The following is a 16,195-nucleotide window of genomic DNA, read 5'->3' on the forward strand; positions in this document are numbered from 1 at the left end:
CTACTGTCCTTCGCCGGGCTCAAAGGAGTAGCCAGAAGCTGCCGCCAAGGCTTCCAGCGAGCGCAGCCCCACGTAGGTGCGGCCGTTGATAATCCAGGTGGGATAGCTGGTGATCCCCGCTTCTGTGCATTCTTGGGCTTGGGGCGTACCGGGGCCGTTGGGGGAGCATTCCACGTAGGGCACCTGTTCAAAAGCCGACCCAAACAGCTCCTTCTGCTCCTGACAATGGGGGCACCAATAGGCCCCGTACATGGTGCCGCCGATCTGCCGCAGGTGGGCCGCCAACCCTGCCGCCAGGGGGCTGGGTGGGGGAACTTGGTTGGCATACACCCCAATGGTGGCCACCAAGGTGAGAAAGCTTACGAGAATATAGCTGAAGGCCAGCTTGCCCCAATCCAGCCAGCGGTGGCCCAGCAGGGTTACCGCCCACAGCCCCGCCACCAAGACTATGGCGGTGGTGCAATACAGACAAAACTGCCGCAGCACCGCCACCATCAGGTAAAGCATGTACATCTCGAAGGCGGTCATGGCGGAAACCAGGCCAAACAGGGCCGGCCAGCGCCACCGCTTCACCAGCGGGATGCCATCCGGCAAAACCGCCAAGGCCAAAACGGCCAGAAACCCCAGTAGGCCAACTGTTGCCGTCGGGATCCCCAAAAACTCTGCCCAACGGCTGGAGAGCACCAGGTCACACCCCCCATCTCCTGTGCAGAAAGCGGCAGGTTGATCGGTCAGCTTGGTGTAGGTAAGGTAGGCCGTCAACAGGGATCCCAAGCCCGCCAAGGTTGCCAAGATCGGGCGAGCATGGCGCTGTAGCCAGGTCTCTTCTTGGGCTTTGAGTTTGAGATAAGAGGCCATGGGGGGTTCAGCAGTTGGACACCCCCGATTATAGTGGGGCGGAGCGGGTCTCGTCCTTGGGATCCGGCGCAGAAGCGCTGCTCGAGCGCCGCACTTGGGCAGCAAACCTATCCCCCAGCGGCTCCAGCTCCCACCAGGATCCCAGCTTGGGGTCAGAGATGGGCCGGTCGCAGATCCCCCAGCGGCGACGAAAGTAGCGGGCCAGATCTTTTTCGGCCAGAGCCAGATACACTGGCCGGCCATGGGGACAGGTGTGGGGATTGGCGGTGCGCTGCCAGGCTTCCAGCAACTGTTGCATCTGCTCCAGGGTCAGGGGGATCCCGTTGCGCAGGGCGCCACGACAGGCCACCGCCACCTGGGCCGCTTCCAGGTCAGCGCAGCGGCTCAATTCTCGGAGGGATCCCTGCACCTCCTCCGGATCTTCCGACCACAAGGCCAGCGGCAGGCGGCGCATCAGATAGGTGTTGGGGCCAAAAGGCTCCGGCTCCAGGCCCAACTGCTCCAACTGCTCCACCGCTTGGGAGGATAATCCCTCCAGCATGACCGGCGTCTGCAGCTCCACCGGCTGCCAATGCCGTTGGATGTACTCGTAGCGCACCCGCTCGTGGGCCAGGTGCTGTTCCACCAGCCACAGCCCCTGAGGGTGCTCCGCCAGGATGTAGGTGCGGTAGAGCTGGGCTAGGGCCTTTAGAGGAGGTAGGGGGGTAGACGGCTGGCCAGAGGGAGCTGGATCTGGGCTTTTGGGACTTGAGGTAACCCTGTAGACCGACTTGGCCTCGCTAGCCCGGATGAGATGCAGCGAGCGGCGGCTGGCTTGCTCCGATCCCGATTGCAGAAGAGCGTGCAAGTGCTGGCGCAATTGCTCCTGTCGGATCTCCGGATCCTGGAGATAGAGCTCACTCTTAGCAGGATGGCGATTCCAGTCCACCTGCTCAGGTGGCAAGCGCAGATGCACCACCACCAGCGGGTAGCGGTGGCGAGGCAAGGTGTGCTGAAAGACTGACTGGATCAGCCGTTGCCACTCCGGCATCTGCACAAAGCGCCCGTTGACGGCCACGCGGATCCAATCGGGGCGGGGGCGATGCAGGCGATCCGGCAGGCCCAGCACCACTTCCCAATCGCTATCCCCCTCCTGGATCCGCTGATAGCGCAGATCCGAAAGATCCACCTGCGGCAACACTTGTAGCAGCAGATCTTGCAGAGACTGGCCTGGCCACAGGCTGAGCAACAGTTGCCCCTCCTGGCGCACCTGCCAACTGACCCAAGGATGGGCCAAGGCCGCATTCTGCACCAGCGTCAAGAGCGGGCGAGTCTGGGGCAGGGAGCAGCGGCGCAAGGGCCAATCGGCAAACAAATCCGCCACCGTCACCACCGTTCCCAAGGCAGTGGCTGCCGGCTGCTGGTGGGCCAGCTCCCCTTGGCGGTCGTAGGTGGCCAGCCAGCCGTGGGCATCGTCAGCGTGGCGGGTCTGAATGGTCAGGGATCCCAGCCGGGCCAGGCTGTGCAAGGCTTCGCCCCGAAACCCCAGGCTGCAACCGTCCAACTTGCTGGTGGTGTGGCGACGGGCCACCTGCTCCAGCTCCGAAGCGGGGATCCCTTGGCCGTTATCGGCCACCCGCACCTGCCAGCGGCTGGGCCAGATCTCCACCTGAATGCGGGTGGCCTGAGCATCGAGGGCATTTTCCAGCAATTCTCGCAGAGCAGCCCCCAGCGAGTCGATCACCTCTCCCGCGGCCATCTGGGCGATCCGCTCTGGGTTCAGGGGTTGGATTTTGGACATGGAGTGAGTTGAGAAAGCAGACTCTCTTCCTGCCAGCTTGTCGCCAAAAGGCCAACAGCGCCGAGCTTTAGCTTAGCTCTCTCCCTCTGTTGCCAGTGGACAGCGCCTTGCCAATGGTTTTCATTAACTTCAAGGCTCCCCTCAGGCCAAGTGAAGGATTGAGGTTCCGCCTTCCTGCCCATCGGTAACCGCCAAGAACTTCGAGAAACTTCGAGAACAAGAGAGCTGAGCGGGTGGCCAGTCATAAGGAAACCTTAAAATCCCAAGGCCAGCCATCAGCCTCTACTAGGATTTAAATAGTAAAACTTCTCATTAAGGAGGAGATTATGGCAGCACAGCAAGCTCCGGCCCGAGAGCTATTCAAGGAGGCTTTTGAGAATCGCTACACCTGGGACAAAGACTTTCCTGGCTACCGAGCTGAGATAACCTACTTTCCCAAAGAAGGTGACAGCAGCCTCTCCTTCTCAGGAGTTGTGAGTATTGACCGCAACATGAAGATCGATGTTGCCGGCGTCGAGGACGAGGAGATCCGCCAGAAAATACGGGAACAGATGTGGGAAGTCATGGTGCATCGCGTTCGTCATTCCTTCGACGAGGAACACGGTGGCCACACCTTTGCCTATGGAGAGCCACAAAATTCAGACATCACTGAAGTTCTTGTTTCGGGCTTATCTTCTACCGATAGGTACTGGGTTCAGGGCAAGCACATTCAAATGGTACATCGCCATCTTGCCAATCGGACAATTACAGTCTCAGTTCAAGAGTTTTACGATACAGGTGAGGGCTACCTACCCACTCACTACACTGCTGAGTATTGTAGCCCAGGAACTGGAGAAAAAACTCAAGCAAAGATGATCTACGAAGATCGTTATCAAAAAATAGGTCGGTATTGGATTCTGGTTGAGAGAAGAATTTGGGAAGAGCAGGATGGCCAAAAAAGTTCATCCCCTCAACTTTTCCTCTTCTCTAATATTCGATTTTTCGAATAGCTGAGAAAAATAAGTTTTTCTTTGCGGCTGTGGGCATCTCTCATTATAGAAGGTGATGAGGTGCTCACAGCCAAGCTCAAAACAGATGGCCACAGGGTACAGCCTGTTAAGGACTCAAGGGGTACAATAGCAGCACTTAGCAAACCAACTTCGGAAGGAGGATGGATTGATCAGTAGTAAAGAAGTCTTCACTATCTGCTCCATGCTATATTTCCCAATTCTGCAAAGCTTTGGAGTTACCTATGTCTAAGCTGGACTCAAAAAATGCACCTGGACACCAGGTACTGGCTGCGGCAGGTAAAAAGGCACTTCGACCGGGGGGCTTTGGCGCTACCGAACGGCTCTTCAAGTTTGCCGAGTTCCGTCGAGGAGAAACTGTGCTGGAACTCGCCTCAGGCCTTGGCTACACGACTATTCGATTGGCAAAGCGCTATGGCATACATGTTACCGGCATTGAGAAAAATCCAGATAACATTGCTCGCACTCGCGCTAATGTTTCTGCAGCAGGGCTAGCCGGCCAAGTTGAGATCCTCGAGGGCGATATCTTTCACCTAGATCAAATCGATCAGAAATTTGACTATGTCTTGGCGGAAGCTATTTTAACAATGCAGTCCGATGCAGGAAAATCTAAGATTTTGTCAGGGATTTACAATTGCCTCAAGCCAGGGGGTAAGTTCCTCAGCCATGAGCTGCGAGTTGAGGGATCCAACAGCGACGCTATCCGCAAGGAGTTATCCTCCGTAATCCATGTCAATGCCAATCCTTTATCTACTGACAGCTGGCTTGCAACTGTTCAGCAAGCAAATCTTACGGTTGTCCAGTATGCCACCGGCCCCTTAACTTTGCTCAATCCCGTTGCTATTGCTACAGAGGAAGGATTGCCGACGCTCTTAACTATGGTGTGGAATGTGCTTACACGTCCTGTAATCCGGCAGCGGATCTTATCTATGAAGCAAATCTTTAGCCGATATCGAAATAACCTAGGCTACATCATACTGATCGCCAAGAAGGAGGCTTAATGATGTCTCTTGTCTCCCCTGAGTCACCTTTTTTGCAGCTCAAAGATCACATTGCTTATTCTGTGGAAGGAGTTCTCAGCAAGATCATTTGGAAAAGTGAAGTCTGCCAACATACTCTTTTCTGTATGGCGGGAGGCACAAGTATTTCCGAGCATACCTCCACAAGGGACGCTACTCTCCACGTCATTGAAGGAACTGGAGTCTTAACCCTTGCAGGTGAGAAGATCTCTCTATCTCCGGGCATATTTGTCTTAATTTCGGCAAATGTTCCCCATGAGTTAGAAGCCACTGCTGACCTTGCTTTTGTTCTGACTTTATCAAAGGCAAGTTAAGAACGCCGCCTTTTACTCAGCCAGCCGCTTAACATCGCCAAAGCAAACATTCCCAGCAAAGCAAAGCCCAGCAGCCACCTTCCCTGCTCTAGGATCCCTGCCCCCAGAGCCACTACTGGGGGTGTAGAGACGGCAATGCCCAAAGCTAGGGCGAGAAGAAAGTTCTGCCATTTTATTTGGGTTAGGCCGGCGGCGTAGGCGACAAAGTCGAATAGGCCCGTCATTAAAAAACCAGCTGTAAGAAAAATATTGTTTTCCAGATAGTTAGCTGAAAGGGCATCGACTTTGTACATCCATTGTCGCCCAACTACTCGCTGTACTAGGTCTCTACCAAACTTTCTGGCTAGGTAGAAGTTAAGTGTACAAGAGATAAAATCAGCAATTGCAATGTAAAGGATTCCCGATCCAAATCCAAAGAGGGCTCCTGCCAAGATGGAGTAAAGGGTGCTGGGTATGGCAGGAATAATAATACTCAGGGAGCGTAATCCAATCAGGGCAAGGGGTGCCCAGGGGCCTAGTTTTGCTATAAATTCTCGAGTTGCCTCTGGATCTAAGCGACGGGCCAGCAAGATGGCAGCTAACAGGACAACAAGCAACAACAGCAGTGAGAGGATGTCTTTCCTTTTTCTGGAATTGATTTTGCTGCTAGAGGACAAATCCTCTGAGGGGGTAGGGGACGATCCTACTGACTCGCCATCTGCTGACTTGTCAAAGGTAGTGCCGGGCGGATAATAGAGTTCATCCTTCAGGATCCAACCTGTTTTCTGTTGCAGATAGGCATGTGTGCTCAAGCCCAGACGCTTTGCCTCGGTGGCAACAGCCTTGTAGTCTAAGCCCAATAGCTCGCAGAGCTCTTTTTGTCGAATACCAGAAGGTGGCTGCATAGGGCAAAAGATCTCTACTTTCTCTGCTAGATGCTTAAGGTTTCCGAGGGATGCTCGAAGTAGGCATGATTTTCATAAGGCTTGTTTTGCTAGTGTAGAAGGTGTCATGTATTTTGCTTTTTAGAGGTTGATAATGATCTTGTGTATTGGCGATGTTCTTAGTTTAGCAGAATTGCAACAGATTCTGTCCCTCATAGCCGATGCTGAATTTGTGGATGGTGCTCTGACGGCAGGCTGGAATGCCAGGCTTGTCAAAAACAATAGGCAAATGCCAAAGGGATCCCTTCAGCAACGGAAGATAGAGGAGATTATCTTGGCAGCTCTAGAGCGTAATTTGTTGTTCCAGATGGCTGCCCGGCCCAAGCTCATTCATTCCATTTTAATTAGCTGCTACGAAGCGGGAATGTCCTATGGCACTCATACCGACGATGCGCTGATGCTCGATCGGCATCAGCTGATGCGCACGGATATTTCCTTTACGCTATTTCTAAGTGCCCCTGAAGACTATGATGGCGGTGAGCTGAAGATCGAGAGTAGCGAGGGGGAGCAAGCCTACAAGCTGCCGGCGGGTGCTTTGATCCTCTATCCTGCTTCCACCTTGCACCGAGTTGAGCCTGTAACCCGTGGGATCCGCTATGCTGCCGTCAGTTGGGTTCAAAGCCTAATTAGGGATCCGCAAGAACGCGAGATCCTCTTTGATTTACAGACTGTGCGGCAGCAGATGTTTCAGGAATCGGGCAAGACACGCCACTTTGATTTGATCTCCAAAGTTTACGCGAACCTGCTGCGGAAATGGGCAGAGCTCTAGAGGGATCGAAGAAAATAGAGCAGGGCTTCTCTGTCTTCAGCAGCCATATTTTTAAAGATCTCGCGGGAGCGTTCAGCTTCTCCCCCATGCCAGAGAATGGCCTCCTCGAGGCTGCGGGCGCGGCCATCGTGCAAATAGCCGGAGGAGGGCAGAACTGTCTGCGACAAGCCGATGCCCCACAAAGGGGGGGTGCGCCATTCTCGGCCCGTGGCCTCGAAGTCAGCGCGGCCATCTGCTAGTCCTTCGCCCATGTCATGCAACAGCAAATCGGTGTAGGGGTGGATGACTTGGTTGGCCAGGGCAGGGATCTCATGAATGCCGGTTTGTAGCTCTGGTCGGTGACACTTGGCGCATTGGGCTTGGACGAAGAGCTTTTCCCCTCGCTGAACTTGGGGATCCTGCCAAAGGGCGCGGCCAGGCACGGCCAGGGTTTGCACGTAAACGGTTGTCGCTTGGAGAGTGGCCTCGTCGATATCTTGGCTGCCATCCGCGGCCGGAAAAAGAGGATTCGTGACACCCATGTCGTTGGCGTAGGCGGCCGCAGCTTGTTGCCTGAGGTTGGGGGTATTGGCTTTCCAACCAAACCGTCCCAGCACCAGACGCTGCTGCTCTTGATCCCAAACCAAGTTGGGGCGGCCAGAGATGCCATCCCCATCGGCGTCGTCAGGATCGGCTGCTGCCAGGATCCTAGAAGCGGGAACGGCCTCCAGTAGGCCCGCTCCAAACACCGGCTGGGGGATCCGCAGGGAGATGAGGACAGGATCGATGGGCGATCCCTCCAGAGTTAGCAGCTTCACAACAGGGGAACGAAGCCTGTAGGGGATTCCATCGGCGTACTGTCCGGCCTGTTCCACCCACTGCAACTCCACCTTGGCCTCTGGCCGATAGCCCCGAACGGCCTTTTCTTGAACTTGCGTGCCGATGCCGGGCACAGGAAGGGTATTGCTGTAAGGAGCATGCCTCTAACCCCCAAAACCCTGAACTTTGCTGAATTTACTGAGCTTTAGGCGGTTTGGCAAAAGTCATTGAGAGGGATATAGTAGACCAAGTTTCCCCCTGATCCTTGAGTCCACCGCAACGGTTGCCGGGAAGTGAAGGGGGAAAGCGCTCGGGGGGTATTCCTCAGGGCTTTGCGGGATACCGCCTTCCTGCTCAGAGATAGGCAGGATGCGATCGCTTCTTTCCTGAACCATGTTCAGGAGAGTTCAGCGTGAATGTATCAGCAATGGCTTCCCATCCAGAGGGTTTGGGAGCAGCAACCGTATCCACCTGAGAGAGGCTAGCTTGGCTGACCCTAACCACCCGCTGTCCTTTCTCAGATTGACCACGGCCATTTTTGACATGGCAGCCGGCACAAGAGTTGTTGTTGAACAAAGGCCCCAAGCCGGGGTTAACGGGTGCTGGAGCCGTTACGAAGCTGGCCTCAAAGGCAATGTCCCCCAGAGCATGCAGCCTGGCCCAGCGGGGATCCAAGTTGGGAGCCGGCTGCTCGTAGGCTGTTGAGGTGCGGTTCCAAAGGGTTGTTTCGCCACCCGCTCGAGGGGGCAATGGCTGGGATCCCTCTGGGGCAGCGGGGAAAGCCAGAAAGCTCGCCGCCCAAAGAGAGGCCAATCCCAGCATGAAAATCTGGAGAAGACGACGCATCGGCTATCAAAATATCGGCAACTCAGCTCTTTTGGGACTTTCTTACTACTGCAGGAGCGGCACAACTTCCTGAGCAAAGCTGTCGAAAGCGTCTTCAATTTTTTCCATAGCGGCAGTAATAGATCCACGGGCATTGGCATCGCAAAGGCTTTTTTCGATAGGGGCAGGGATCCCCTGGAGAGCCGCCGCCGCTGCTTGTAACTCCGACTGAATTTGACTATCCAAATTGGGATTGATGTCCCGGACAAATTGGCTCAGGCCACGACCTTTTCTATCTCTAAATCCGCCCAAGTAAGCATACTGAACGCTGCGCACATTGGCCTGGAACTCCGGCAGCGAATGGTGGGCAAAGCGACTTTCCAGCAGAAAAGGATTTTGCTGGGCGAAGGCTTCGCCAATTTTGACCTTGCCCAGCTCGTCCAACATGCCGAGAATACCTTGGGCTATTTCTTCAGCAGCAGCTTGCAGCGTGAGATAACTCTTGCTGCCCTCGCCGGCTTTTACCCATTCTTCGCGAAAAGCAGGCAGCCCTTGCACTCCCTCTGTCCAGCTTTTGAGCAGCTTTGCCGCCGTATCCGCCAAAACTGGGCCAAGGGCAGCCAAGTACTCCCGATCCCGCTCGGTAAAGTCTTGCAAAGACTTGTTGTTATCCACGCCAAAGAGCAAGAAGGCCACGGCATGAAATCCCTTTTGCCCGCTTTCCAACTCGGCCACGGTCTCTGGAGTGAGGGGATCGCCGCTGTTGAGAACTTCCAGCACCTCCACCTCGTTCAGGGGCCATTCGTCCAAATCCGCATCCAGCCCCAAATAAGCCGCCGGCCCAAAGGCAAAAGCCTCGCTCTCCTCCCAAGTGATGCGGGCAACAGACCAAGCCTGGCGAGCCGCTTGCAAAGTCTGGGCATTGGGATCTTGCACGAAGGCCTGGATGGCCTGAGACAGGGCCTGGGTATCGGCGACCAACTGCTCATAGGCAGGGATCACCACCTGATCGGCAAAGTCGAGCAAAATCTGCCGATCCTGAAACCGCTGCTCAGGAGAGAGCACAACGGCTGGCCGGCGAGAGCCTGCCCCTTCTTCCCCACCCTCGCCGCCGCCATCCACCGGGATAGGCCGACACTCCGGGTTCATTTGAGCTGCCTGCTGAGGCGAAGCCTGGCTCAGGGCCGGTGGATCCCCGCCGCCCGCAGCCGAGGGATCCTTTTGGGTTTCCCCGCAAGCGGCCCCGCTGACCAGAACATAAAGCCCTATCCCCGTCCACAGCTTCAGATACCTCGACATCTCCTCCGACTCCTTTGCCCTCGACTTGGCCAACTTTGGCTTGATTGTAATCCAGCTATTGCGACTCAATCTTAAGAAGGGAGAGATTTTTATCACCGGCTGCCACCGGATCGCCCGGCTCGTCCCTCTGCGGGCCAGCTTCCATCTGCAGCTTCCCCAGGTGGGGCTATGGGCGGATACAAGTCCGACTCTTAACAAAACTTAACTCTAAAGACATTGATATTTGTTTGCAAGAAGCCTAGAGTAGGTCACAGCTCGCTGTTGAGATTTACTCTCAACAGTTGGTTACGTGTCTCGAAAGGATGTGTCCGTGCGGCCAGAGGCGGGCCTGGGGCAAGGTCTCTGGCCTTTTCCTAGAAAAGCTTGTTTAGAAACGCAAGAGGAGCGGAGATGACAGCGACGACACTCAAGCAAGAAGGGGGATCTAGCTCGCAACAACAGATCCCGTGGTGGGCGGGCAACGCCCGTTTGACCGATCTTTCTGGCCGGCTGCTGGGGGCGCATGTGGCCCATGCCGGGCTGATCGTTCTCTGGGCAGGGGCGATGACCCTGATCGAGTTGGCCAAGTTTGACCCCAGCCGACCGATGTATGAGCAGGGGCTGATTCTCTTGCCCCACCTGGCCAGCTTGGGGCTGGGGGTGGGATCCGGCGGGGAAGTCCTGGATACGGATATCTACTTTGCGGTGGGAGCGATCCACCTCATCAGCTCTGCCTTTTTGGGGTTTGGCGGCATTTTTCATGCCCTGCGCGGGCCGGCGGTGCTGGATCCCAAAGCCTTTCCCCTGTTTAGCTACGACTGGCAAGACAAAAACAAGATGACCACCATCCTAGGGATCCACCTGGTGCTGCTGGGATTGGGAGCCTGGCTTTTGGTGCTCAAGGCAGTGGTGTTTGGCGGCTTGTTCGACCCGGTGGCAGGAGAGGTGCGCCTGGTGTCTCCCAACTGGAACCCCTTTGGCCACCTGTTGGGCATAGAAGGGCGCCACTGGATCGCCGGGGTGGACACTTTAGAAGACGTGGTGGGCGGCCACCTCTGGCTGGGCTTGCTCCTGGTGTCAGGTGGGGTTTGGCATATCGCGACCAAGCCTTTTGCCTGGGCAGAACGGATTTTTATCTGGTCTGGGGAAGCTTATCTTTCCTACAGCTTGGGAGCTTTGGCCTTGATGGGATTTATTGCCGCCTATTTCGTTGCCGTTAACCCAGTGGTCTATCCCGAAGTTTTCTATGGGCCGCTGCTGCAGGTGGGCTTGGATCGCTATCCCTTCTTTGAGCAAGGGGGAGCTCTCACGTCTAGGGTTTGGCTGGCCAATGCCCACTTTTGGCTGGCCTTTTTCTTCCTTCAGGGCCACCTTTTCCATGCCCTGAAAGCCCGAGGATTCAATTTCCGTACCGGCAGAGTAGAGCTCGCTGCACAGCAGGCCTAACGGCACGCTGAAGGCATTGACTATCTAGCCATCTGATTTTGAGCTTCGCACTTGCAGTTTCGAGGTAGGAGCAATGGCAAAAATAGGTCTATTTTTCGGCACTCAAACCGGAAATACCGAAAGAGCTGCCGAGATGATTCAAAAAGAGCTGGGCGAAGACAATGTAGATTTAATTGACATTGCCGAGGCCAGCATTGAGGACTTTGAGAAGTACGACTACTTAATCATCGGCTGTCCAACTTGGAATATTGGGGAGCTTCAGGCTGATTGGGATGGTTTTTTCCCAAATTTGGATGAGATCGATTTTTCCGGTAAGACGGTAGCCTACTTTGGAGTTGGGGATCAGTTGGGCTATCCCGACAACTTTCAAGATGCCATGGGGATCCTGGCCCAAAAAATTGCCGAGCGCGGCGGAAAAAACGTCGGCTCCTGGCCTACAGAAGGCTACGAGTTCAATGAGTCCAAGGGAGTGGTTAACGGCGAGTTTGTCGGCCTTGCTCTGGATGAAGACAATCAGCCGGAGCTGACGGAAAAACGAATTAAAGAGTGGACGGCCAAACTCAAAACACTCTTCAATCTGTAATCTCAAACTCGGCTTCTTAGCTTGTTGTGGATACTGTGGGAGTTTGTCATGACTGGCGCAGTTCTATCTTCATCGCCTACCTCTGCTGAGGGATCCCCTCAGGTGAGCTGGCTGGCGGGCAATGCTCGCTTGGTGAATCTGTCCGGAAAGCTGCTGGGGGCCCACGTGGCCCATGCGGGGTTGATCATGCTGTGGGCCGGCGGCATGACTTTGTTTGAGGTGGCCCACTGGGATCCAAATCAACCTATGTACAGCCAGGGGCTGATTTTGTTGCCCCATCTGGCCAGCTTGGGCATCGGCGTCAACGCAGAAGGGGTGGTTACGGATCCCTATCCCTTTTTTGTCGTGGGCGTTCTGCACCTAATTGCCTCGGCAGTGCTGGGGGCAGGAGGGATCTTCCATGCCCTTTTGGGACCAGAGGTGCTGAGCAAGGGGAAAACCTTTGCCGAGTTTTTCGGCTACGACTGGGAAGATGACGACAAGATGACCACCATCCTGGGGATCCACCTGCTGCTGCTGGGGCTGGGTGCATGGCTGCTGGTGGCCAAGGCTCTCTTTTGGGGAGGGCTGTACGATGCTCAACTGGGCCGCGTGCGCGTAGTTACGGATCCCACCCTCAATCCGCTGCGGATCTTTGCCTACCTGACGCCGCTCATGGGCCAGCAGGGCATGGCCGCCGTGAACAATCTGGAAGATCTGGTGGGAGGGCACATCTATGTCGGCCTGCTCTGTGTGCTGGGGGGATGGTGGCACATAGCCACACGGCCCTTTGCCTGGGCCAAGCAGGTGCTGATCTACTCGGGCGAAGCCTACCTCTCCTACAGCCTGGGGGCCCTGGCCTACATGGGCATCTTGGCGGCCTATTTTGTCAGCGTCAACGAGATCGCCTATCCGGTGGCTTTCTACGGGCCGCTGGGGCTGGCTGCCGACGAGATGGGTGTGGTGAGCAGCCGCACCTGGTTGGCCACAGCCCACTTTGTCTTGGGGATCCTGTTTTTGGCGGGGCACATCTGGCATGCCATCCGGGCGCGGGCGGCAGCCAGCGGCTTTGACTTCCAGCACGGGGGCTGGGTGCGAGCCACAGATCCGCAGGTGGGCAACTTGGACACGCCGGTAAACCGGGGCGATCTCACCCTGCTGCTGCTGCAAAACCTGCCCATCTACCGGGAGGGCCTCTCTCCTTTTTTGCGCGGCTTGGAGATCGGCATGGCTCATGGGTACTTCCTGGTGGGGCCGTTTTACAAGTTGAGTCCGCTGCGGAATTCGGAGCAGGCCCTGACGGCAGGGACGCTGGCGACCATCGGCCTGGTGCTGATCCTGACGGTTTGTCTCTCCATTTACGGACGGGTGTCCTTTCCTCGCTCGCGGCTGGTGGCAGTGGTCAATACCCCCTACGGCGAGGTGGCCTATCCGACGCCGGGCGTGCAACTGATGGCCGAATCGCAGGGATCCCCTCAGCCGGTGCGCGTGCCGGCAGGCTCTGAGGATTTGCCGGAAAACTTGCGCACCCGCGCCGGTTGGAGCCAGTTGGCCGGAGGGTTTCTGGTGGGCGGCGTTGGCGGTGCCCTGTTTGCCTACATGCTCCTGGGCAGCGGCGATGTGGTAGCCCAGATTTTGCCGGGGCTGTAAAGGAGGGTTGAGGCTTCTCAAAGCAGGGAGGGGAGATCCTCATCCCCTCCTCTCTGTCGAGATCTGGCTCTACCTTTTGCCTGCCGGCTTCTGGATCCGATAACCCTTTTTTATGAAGCTTTTGTCAGCCAGCAACTTTAATCTTTCGACCGTCGAAATGGGATGGCTAAAATGAGCTTAGGTTCCGCTTCTGCGCCTTCTTTTGAAGCACTTTATTTGGGCGTTTCTCCCAGTCTAAAGCTTTTCGATCGGCCTCTGTTGGGATCCCTGGGAAAATGTTTCCGTGTAGCCTACTGGGAGTATCACCAAACCCAGGATGAGCCCTGTAGTTTGGAGACAGTCGTGACGCTGCTATACGAATACCTAAAAGCTTGGGATCGACCGGTACATCTCATCGGCCACGGCTTGAGCGGGGTGGTTGCCTATCTTTTTGCCTACTATTACCCCCAGCGGATACGGTCTCTAACCCTGCTGGCTGTAGGCAGTCAGCCTGCCGCCACCTGGCATGCCCATTTCTACGTGCAACGAAAAATGTTTTGCTGTAGCCGAGAACAGCTCCTGGTGCGTATAGCTCAGAGCCTTCTGCCAGCTTCAGAACAGTGGCGAGCGCGCTCACTCTCCCGCGCCCTGGCTAAAGATTTAGACACTTCCCCCATACCTCATTCCCTATTTCAGGTGGTAGCGATTCCAGCCCAGAAAGTGCCGGTGCCGATGTTGGTTTGCGCCAGCGAGGATGATCCCATTGTGGATCCTGCTTCGCTGGAGCAGTGGGGAAACTACTTAAAGCCAGGGGATCAAATGTGGTTTTGTCCTGGGGGGCGACACTTTTTTCACTATTCTTTTCCAAGTTTGGTCAACTTGAAAATCATGGATTTCTGGCAAAAGCTGCAGCAATTGCAGACCAGCCTTGCCTGAAAGACTGGCCTTTGTCCTTAGCTCAACTGCGAGTTTTGTCAGCAACCCCCAACCCCCGCAGATTGCTGGTGGCTCTAACCCTCCAAACAGACAGAAAGAGCTCTCATGCCATAGGGATCTCATCGCCGCCCACAGCGCCCCCAGAGAGACGGCCTCCACCCGGCTCCCCGCTAGAAGTAAAATGGGAGGGGTCGAGCCGGGCTTAAGCGGGGGATCCGCGACTAGGTTCGACAAGCTGCTCTTTCCCATCGACAACTCGCGCGAGACCAGCCACGCCTTGCCCTTGGTGGCAGACCTAGCGCAGCGCTGCAAAAGTCGGGTGTACTTGCTCTCGGTACTGGACAACATGGAGCTTGACGCGGAGCGAGCAGAACAAGCCCGGCAGAACATTCAGAACCTGCCCAAACAGACGGAGCTGGGCCTGCAGTAAATCGGCATCAACAGCGTCAAGAGCGAGTATCGCGAGGGAAAAGTACCCTTCGTCATCTGCGACGTGGCGGACGAGCTGGAGATCAGCCTGATCGTGATGGGATCCCGCAGCCTCAGCCTGTCTGCCGAGGGGCAGAACAACTCCGTCAGCCACCGCCTCATCGACCTTGCTCCCTGCCCGGTGCTGGTCGTGCCCTGAGAAAAGGGATCCCGGTCAGCGTGATCCTGTAGAGTACCCTAGGGCGGGGTCTTGCCAAGTCCAAACAATGTTGCCTTGTGTAACAGCACGGCTGTCACTGTTTGTCTTCTCTAAAAGTCTGCAGTACAACGAAGAGCAAGATACAGCTTTGTCCGACTTCGGGGGAGGTCTGTAGAATCAGCAGGATCCCGGCATACGCACATCTGTATTAACTTCAGAAAGTGTGGCCGGAAGAAGCTGTGAGCCTCATTACCAGCAACAGCCGGTCAGTTCCCTTCCGAGAATCGTCATGGAAAGTCGTGGTTACAACAAGGCCTCCCAGAAGACTTTTGAGGTGATGCGGCATTTCGCAGAAACCTACGCCAAACGTACCGACACTTTTTTCTGCTCTGATCCTACGATTACGACAGCGGTGATCGAGGGCTTGGCTCTGCACAAAGAGCAATTGGGCGCTCCGCTCTGCCCCTGTCGTTTTTATGAAGACAAAGAGGCGGAAGTGAAAGCCGGCTATTGGAACTGCCCCTGTGTACCCATGCGGGAGCGAAAGGAATGCCACTGTATGCTCTTTTTAACTCCAGATAACCCCTTCGCCGGCACCAGCCAAACCCTAGAGGAGGTGCCCCTAGAGTACCAGGCGAAATAGTCGGCAATGCGTCTGTCTCTGGGTTGAGCGACAAAGACCAGTATAATCGGGAAATAGTTGAGTGGTTGATAGTCGCACGAGGAGGAAACTCTTTTTATGACTCCCTCACTGGCTAATTTTCTCTGGAGCTTGGTGTACGGCGCAGTGGTGCTGGGGCTTCTCTTCGGCGCCATCGTCTTCGTCAGCCAAAGAGATAGGGTGCGTCGTCGCTGATCCCTCTGCTCGCGCTGATGCTCTACTTCTTTGCTGTTGTTGCTGAGTGGAAAGAGACTCGGGTGCTAAGGTTTGCTCTGGTAGGCAACTGCCAGGGTGCTTTGTCCACCTGTCAGGGATCCAGCCGGGTTGAGTGACAACCGGCTCGACGTGCTTGGCGCCGTTGCTGCTAACGCTCACAAAAAAGGATAGCTTGGTAGCCCCGCACTTGAGTGCGGGGCGGAAAAGCCCGCTAGCCACTTTAGTCGCTTACCCATGATGGGGGTCGTTGATATACAGCCTGTTAAGGACTCAAGGGGTACAATAGCAGCACTTAGCAAACCAACTTCGGAAGGAGGATGGATTGATCAGTAGTAAAGAAGTCTTCACTATCTGCTCCATGCTATATTTCCCAATTCTGCAAAGCTGCCGAATAAAATGCTTCAACACCGACCACATCATCTCAATGGGATTCAACTCCGGCGCATACACAGGCAGGTATAGGATTCGTGCTCCTGTCCCCCTAATCAATTCCTCAACTTCCCGACTCTTGTGGATATTTAAATTGTCCATAATTACAACCTTCCT

At 55.5% G+C, this 16,195-nt stretch carries 16 protein-coding genes and 4 pseudogenes; 12 read left to right on the top strand and 8 right to left on the bottom strand.

Going from position 1 to position 16,195, the window contains the following annotated elements; all coding sequences use genetic code 11:
- Both SYN60AY4M2_RS09090 and mutL read right to left on the bottom strand, forming a co-directional pair.
- Positions 1 to 858: a vitamin K epoxide reductase family protein gene (locus SYN60AY4M2_RS09090; protein WP_011431403.1), complete on the bottom strand. Its 858-nt coding sequence runs from the start codon at positions 856 to 858 to the stop codon at positions 1 to 3.
- Between the two features lie 28 nt (positions 859 to 886).
- Complete coding sequence (gene mutL, locus SYN60AY4M2_RS09095; protein WP_099812750.1) at positions 887 to 2,638, bottom strand: DNA mismatch repair endonuclease MutL; 1,752 nt, start codon at positions 2,636 to 2,638, stop codon at positions 887 to 889.
- Between the two features lie 326 nt (positions 2,639 to 2,964).
- On the opposite strand from mutL, the gene SYN60AY4M2_RS09100 reads away from it, so the two are divergent.
- The gene (locus SYN60AY4M2_RS09100; protein ID WP_011431401.1) at positions 2,965 to 3,627 is read left to right on the top strand and encodes a DUF3386 domain-containing protein; all 663 of its coding nucleotides are present in this window, start codon (positions 2,965 to 2,967) and stop codon (positions 3,625 to 3,627) included.
- Between the two features lie 114 nt (positions 3,628 to 3,741).
- Here SYN60AY4M2_RS09100 and SYN60AY4M2_RS09105 read toward each other — a convergent pair.
- Positions 3,742 to 3,858, bottom strand: a pseudogene (locus tag SYN60AY4M2_RS09105) (IS630 family transposase); the annotation flags it as partial.
- Positions 3,859 to 3,869: 11 nt separating this feature from the next.
- Here SYN60AY4M2_RS09105 and SYN60AY4M2_RS09110 point away from each other — a divergent pair.
- A complete protein-coding gene (locus SYN60AY4M2_RS09110) occupies positions 3,870 to 4,646 on the top strand; it encodes a class I SAM-dependent methyltransferase (RefSeq protein ID WP_099812751.1) in 777 nt (258 codons plus the stop codon).
- Entirely contained in the window at positions 4,646 to 4,978 is a 333-nt protein-coding gene (locus SYN60AY4M2_RS09115) for a cupin domain-containing protein (RefSeq protein WP_011433845.1), read from the top strand. Before SYN60AY4M2_RS09110 ends, SYN60AY4M2_RS09115 begins: the two co-directional genes overlap by 1 nt.
- On the opposite strand, the gene SYN60AY4M2_RS09120 is transcribed toward SYN60AY4M2_RS09115, so the two are convergent.
- Positions 4,975 to 5,862 carry a VTT domain-containing protein gene (locus SYN60AY4M2_RS09120; protein WP_228375352.1) on the bottom strand — a complete coding sequence of 296 codons (888 nt, stop codon included), beginning with the start codon at positions 5,860 to 5,862 and terminating at the stop codon, positions 4,975 to 4,977. The two genes, SYN60AY4M2_RS09115 and SYN60AY4M2_RS09120, sit on opposite strands and share 4 nt — an antisense overlap.
- 133 nt (positions 5,863 to 5,995) lie before the next feature.
- On the opposite strand from SYN60AY4M2_RS09120, the gene SYN60AY4M2_RS09125 reads away from it, so the two are divergent.
- Positions 5,996 to 6,670, top strand: a complete 675-nt coding sequence (locus SYN60AY4M2_RS09125; RefSeq protein WP_011431398.1) for a Fe2+-dependent dioxygenase — start codon at positions 5,996 to 5,998, stop codon at positions 6,668 to 6,670.
- Here the strand turns inward: SYN60AY4M2_RS09125 and SYN60AY4M2_RS09130 are convergent.
- The 3 genes and pseudogenes from SYN60AY4M2_RS09130 to SYN60AY4M2_RS09140 all read right to left on the bottom strand — a co-directional run.
- Positions 6,667 to 7,611: pseudogene (locus tag SYN60AY4M2_RS09130) on the bottom strand (di-heme oxidoredictase family protein); the annotation flags it as partial. The gene SYN60AY4M2_RS09125 and the pseudogene SYN60AY4M2_RS09130 overlap by 4 nt on opposite strands.
- Before the next feature lie 211 nt (positions 7,612 to 7,822).
- Positions 7,823 to 8,314 carry a di-heme oxidoredictase family protein gene (locus SYN60AY4M2_RS09135; protein ID WP_041438617.1) on the bottom strand — a complete coding sequence of 164 codons (492 nt, stop codon included), beginning with the start codon at positions 8,312 to 8,314 and terminating at the stop codon, positions 7,823 to 7,825.
- 45 nt (positions 8,315 to 8,359) lie between these two features.
- Positions 8,360 to 9,592 (bottom strand): imelysin family protein, encoded by a 1,233-nt coding sequence (locus SYN60AY4M2_RS09140; protein ID WP_011433843.1) that lies wholly within the window; start codon positions 9,590 to 9,592, stop codon positions 8,360 to 8,362.
- Positions 9,593 to 9,982: 390 nt separating this feature from the next.
- Here SYN60AY4M2_RS09140 and SYN60AY4M2_RS09150 point away from each other — a divergent pair, with 390 nt between their 5' ends.
- The 8 genes and pseudogenes from SYN60AY4M2_RS09150 (at position 9,983) to SYN60AY4M2_RS09180 (ending at position 15,628) form a co-directional block, all read left to right on the top strand.
- Complete coding sequence (locus SYN60AY4M2_RS09150; RefSeq protein ID WP_099812753.1) at positions 9,983 to 11,017, top strand: chlorophyll a/b binding light-harvesting protein; 1,035 nt, start codon at positions 9,983 to 9,985, stop codon at positions 11,015 to 11,017.
- Positions 11,018 to 11,090: 73 nt separating this feature from the next.
- Positions 11,091 to 11,600, top strand: coding sequence for a flavodoxin FldA (gene fldA, locus SYN60AY4M2_RS09155; protein ID WP_099812754.1), 510 nt, complete (start codon positions 11,091 to 11,093; stop codon positions 11,598 to 11,600).
- A gap of 48 nt (positions 11,601 to 11,648) precedes the next feature.
- A pseudogene (locus tag SYN60AY4M2_RS14470) lies at positions 11,649 to 12,656 on the top strand (chlorophyll a/b binding light-harvesting protein); the annotation flags it as partial.
- 15 nt (positions 12,657 to 12,671) lie between these two features.
- A complete protein-coding gene (locus SYN60AY4M2_RS14475) occupies positions 12,672 to 13,229 on the top strand; it encodes a photosystem I reaction center subunit XI (RefSeq protein WP_228375529.1) in 558 nt (185 codons plus the stop codon).
- 342 nt (positions 13,230 to 13,571) lie between these two features.
- Positions 13,572 to 14,144, top strand: a complete 573-nt coding sequence (locus SYN60AY4M2_RS09165; protein WP_228375351.1) for an alpha/beta hydrolase — start codon at positions 13,572 to 13,574, stop codon at positions 14,142 to 14,144.
- Positions 14,145 to 14,325: 181 nt separating this feature from the next.
- Positions 14,326 to 14,772: pseudogene (locus tag SYN60AY4M2_RS14780) on the top strand (universal stress protein).
- A 289-nt stretch (positions 14,773 to 15,061) separates the two neighbouring features.
- Complete coding sequence (locus tag SYN60AY4M2_RS09175; RefSeq protein WP_011431390.1) at positions 15,062 to 15,415, top strand: ferredoxin-thioredoxin reductase catalytic domain-containing protein; 354 nt, start codon at positions 15,062 to 15,064, stop codon at positions 15,413 to 15,415.
- Between the two features lie 96 nt (positions 15,416 to 15,511).
- On the top strand, positions 15,512 to 15,628 hold the full coding sequence (locus tag SYN60AY4M2_RS09180; RefSeq protein ID WP_011431389.1) for a photosystem II reaction center X protein: 117 nt from the start codon (positions 15,512 to 15,514) through the stop codon (positions 15,626 to 15,628).
- Between the two features lie 291 nt (positions 15,629 to 15,919).
- Here the strand turns inward: SYN60AY4M2_RS09180 and SYN60AY4M2_RS09185 are convergent.
- Positions 15,920 to 16,195, bottom strand: a 276-nt coding sequence (locus SYN60AY4M2_RS09185; RefSeq protein WP_206336825.1) for a transposase, incomplete at its 5' end; no start/stop codon positions are given.

The sequence above is a fragment of the Synechococcus sp. 60AY4M2 genome (genome assembly GCF_002760375.1).
Classification (GTDB): domain Bacteria; phylum Cyanobacteriota; class Cyanobacteriia; order Thermostichales; family Thermostichaceae; genus Thermostichus.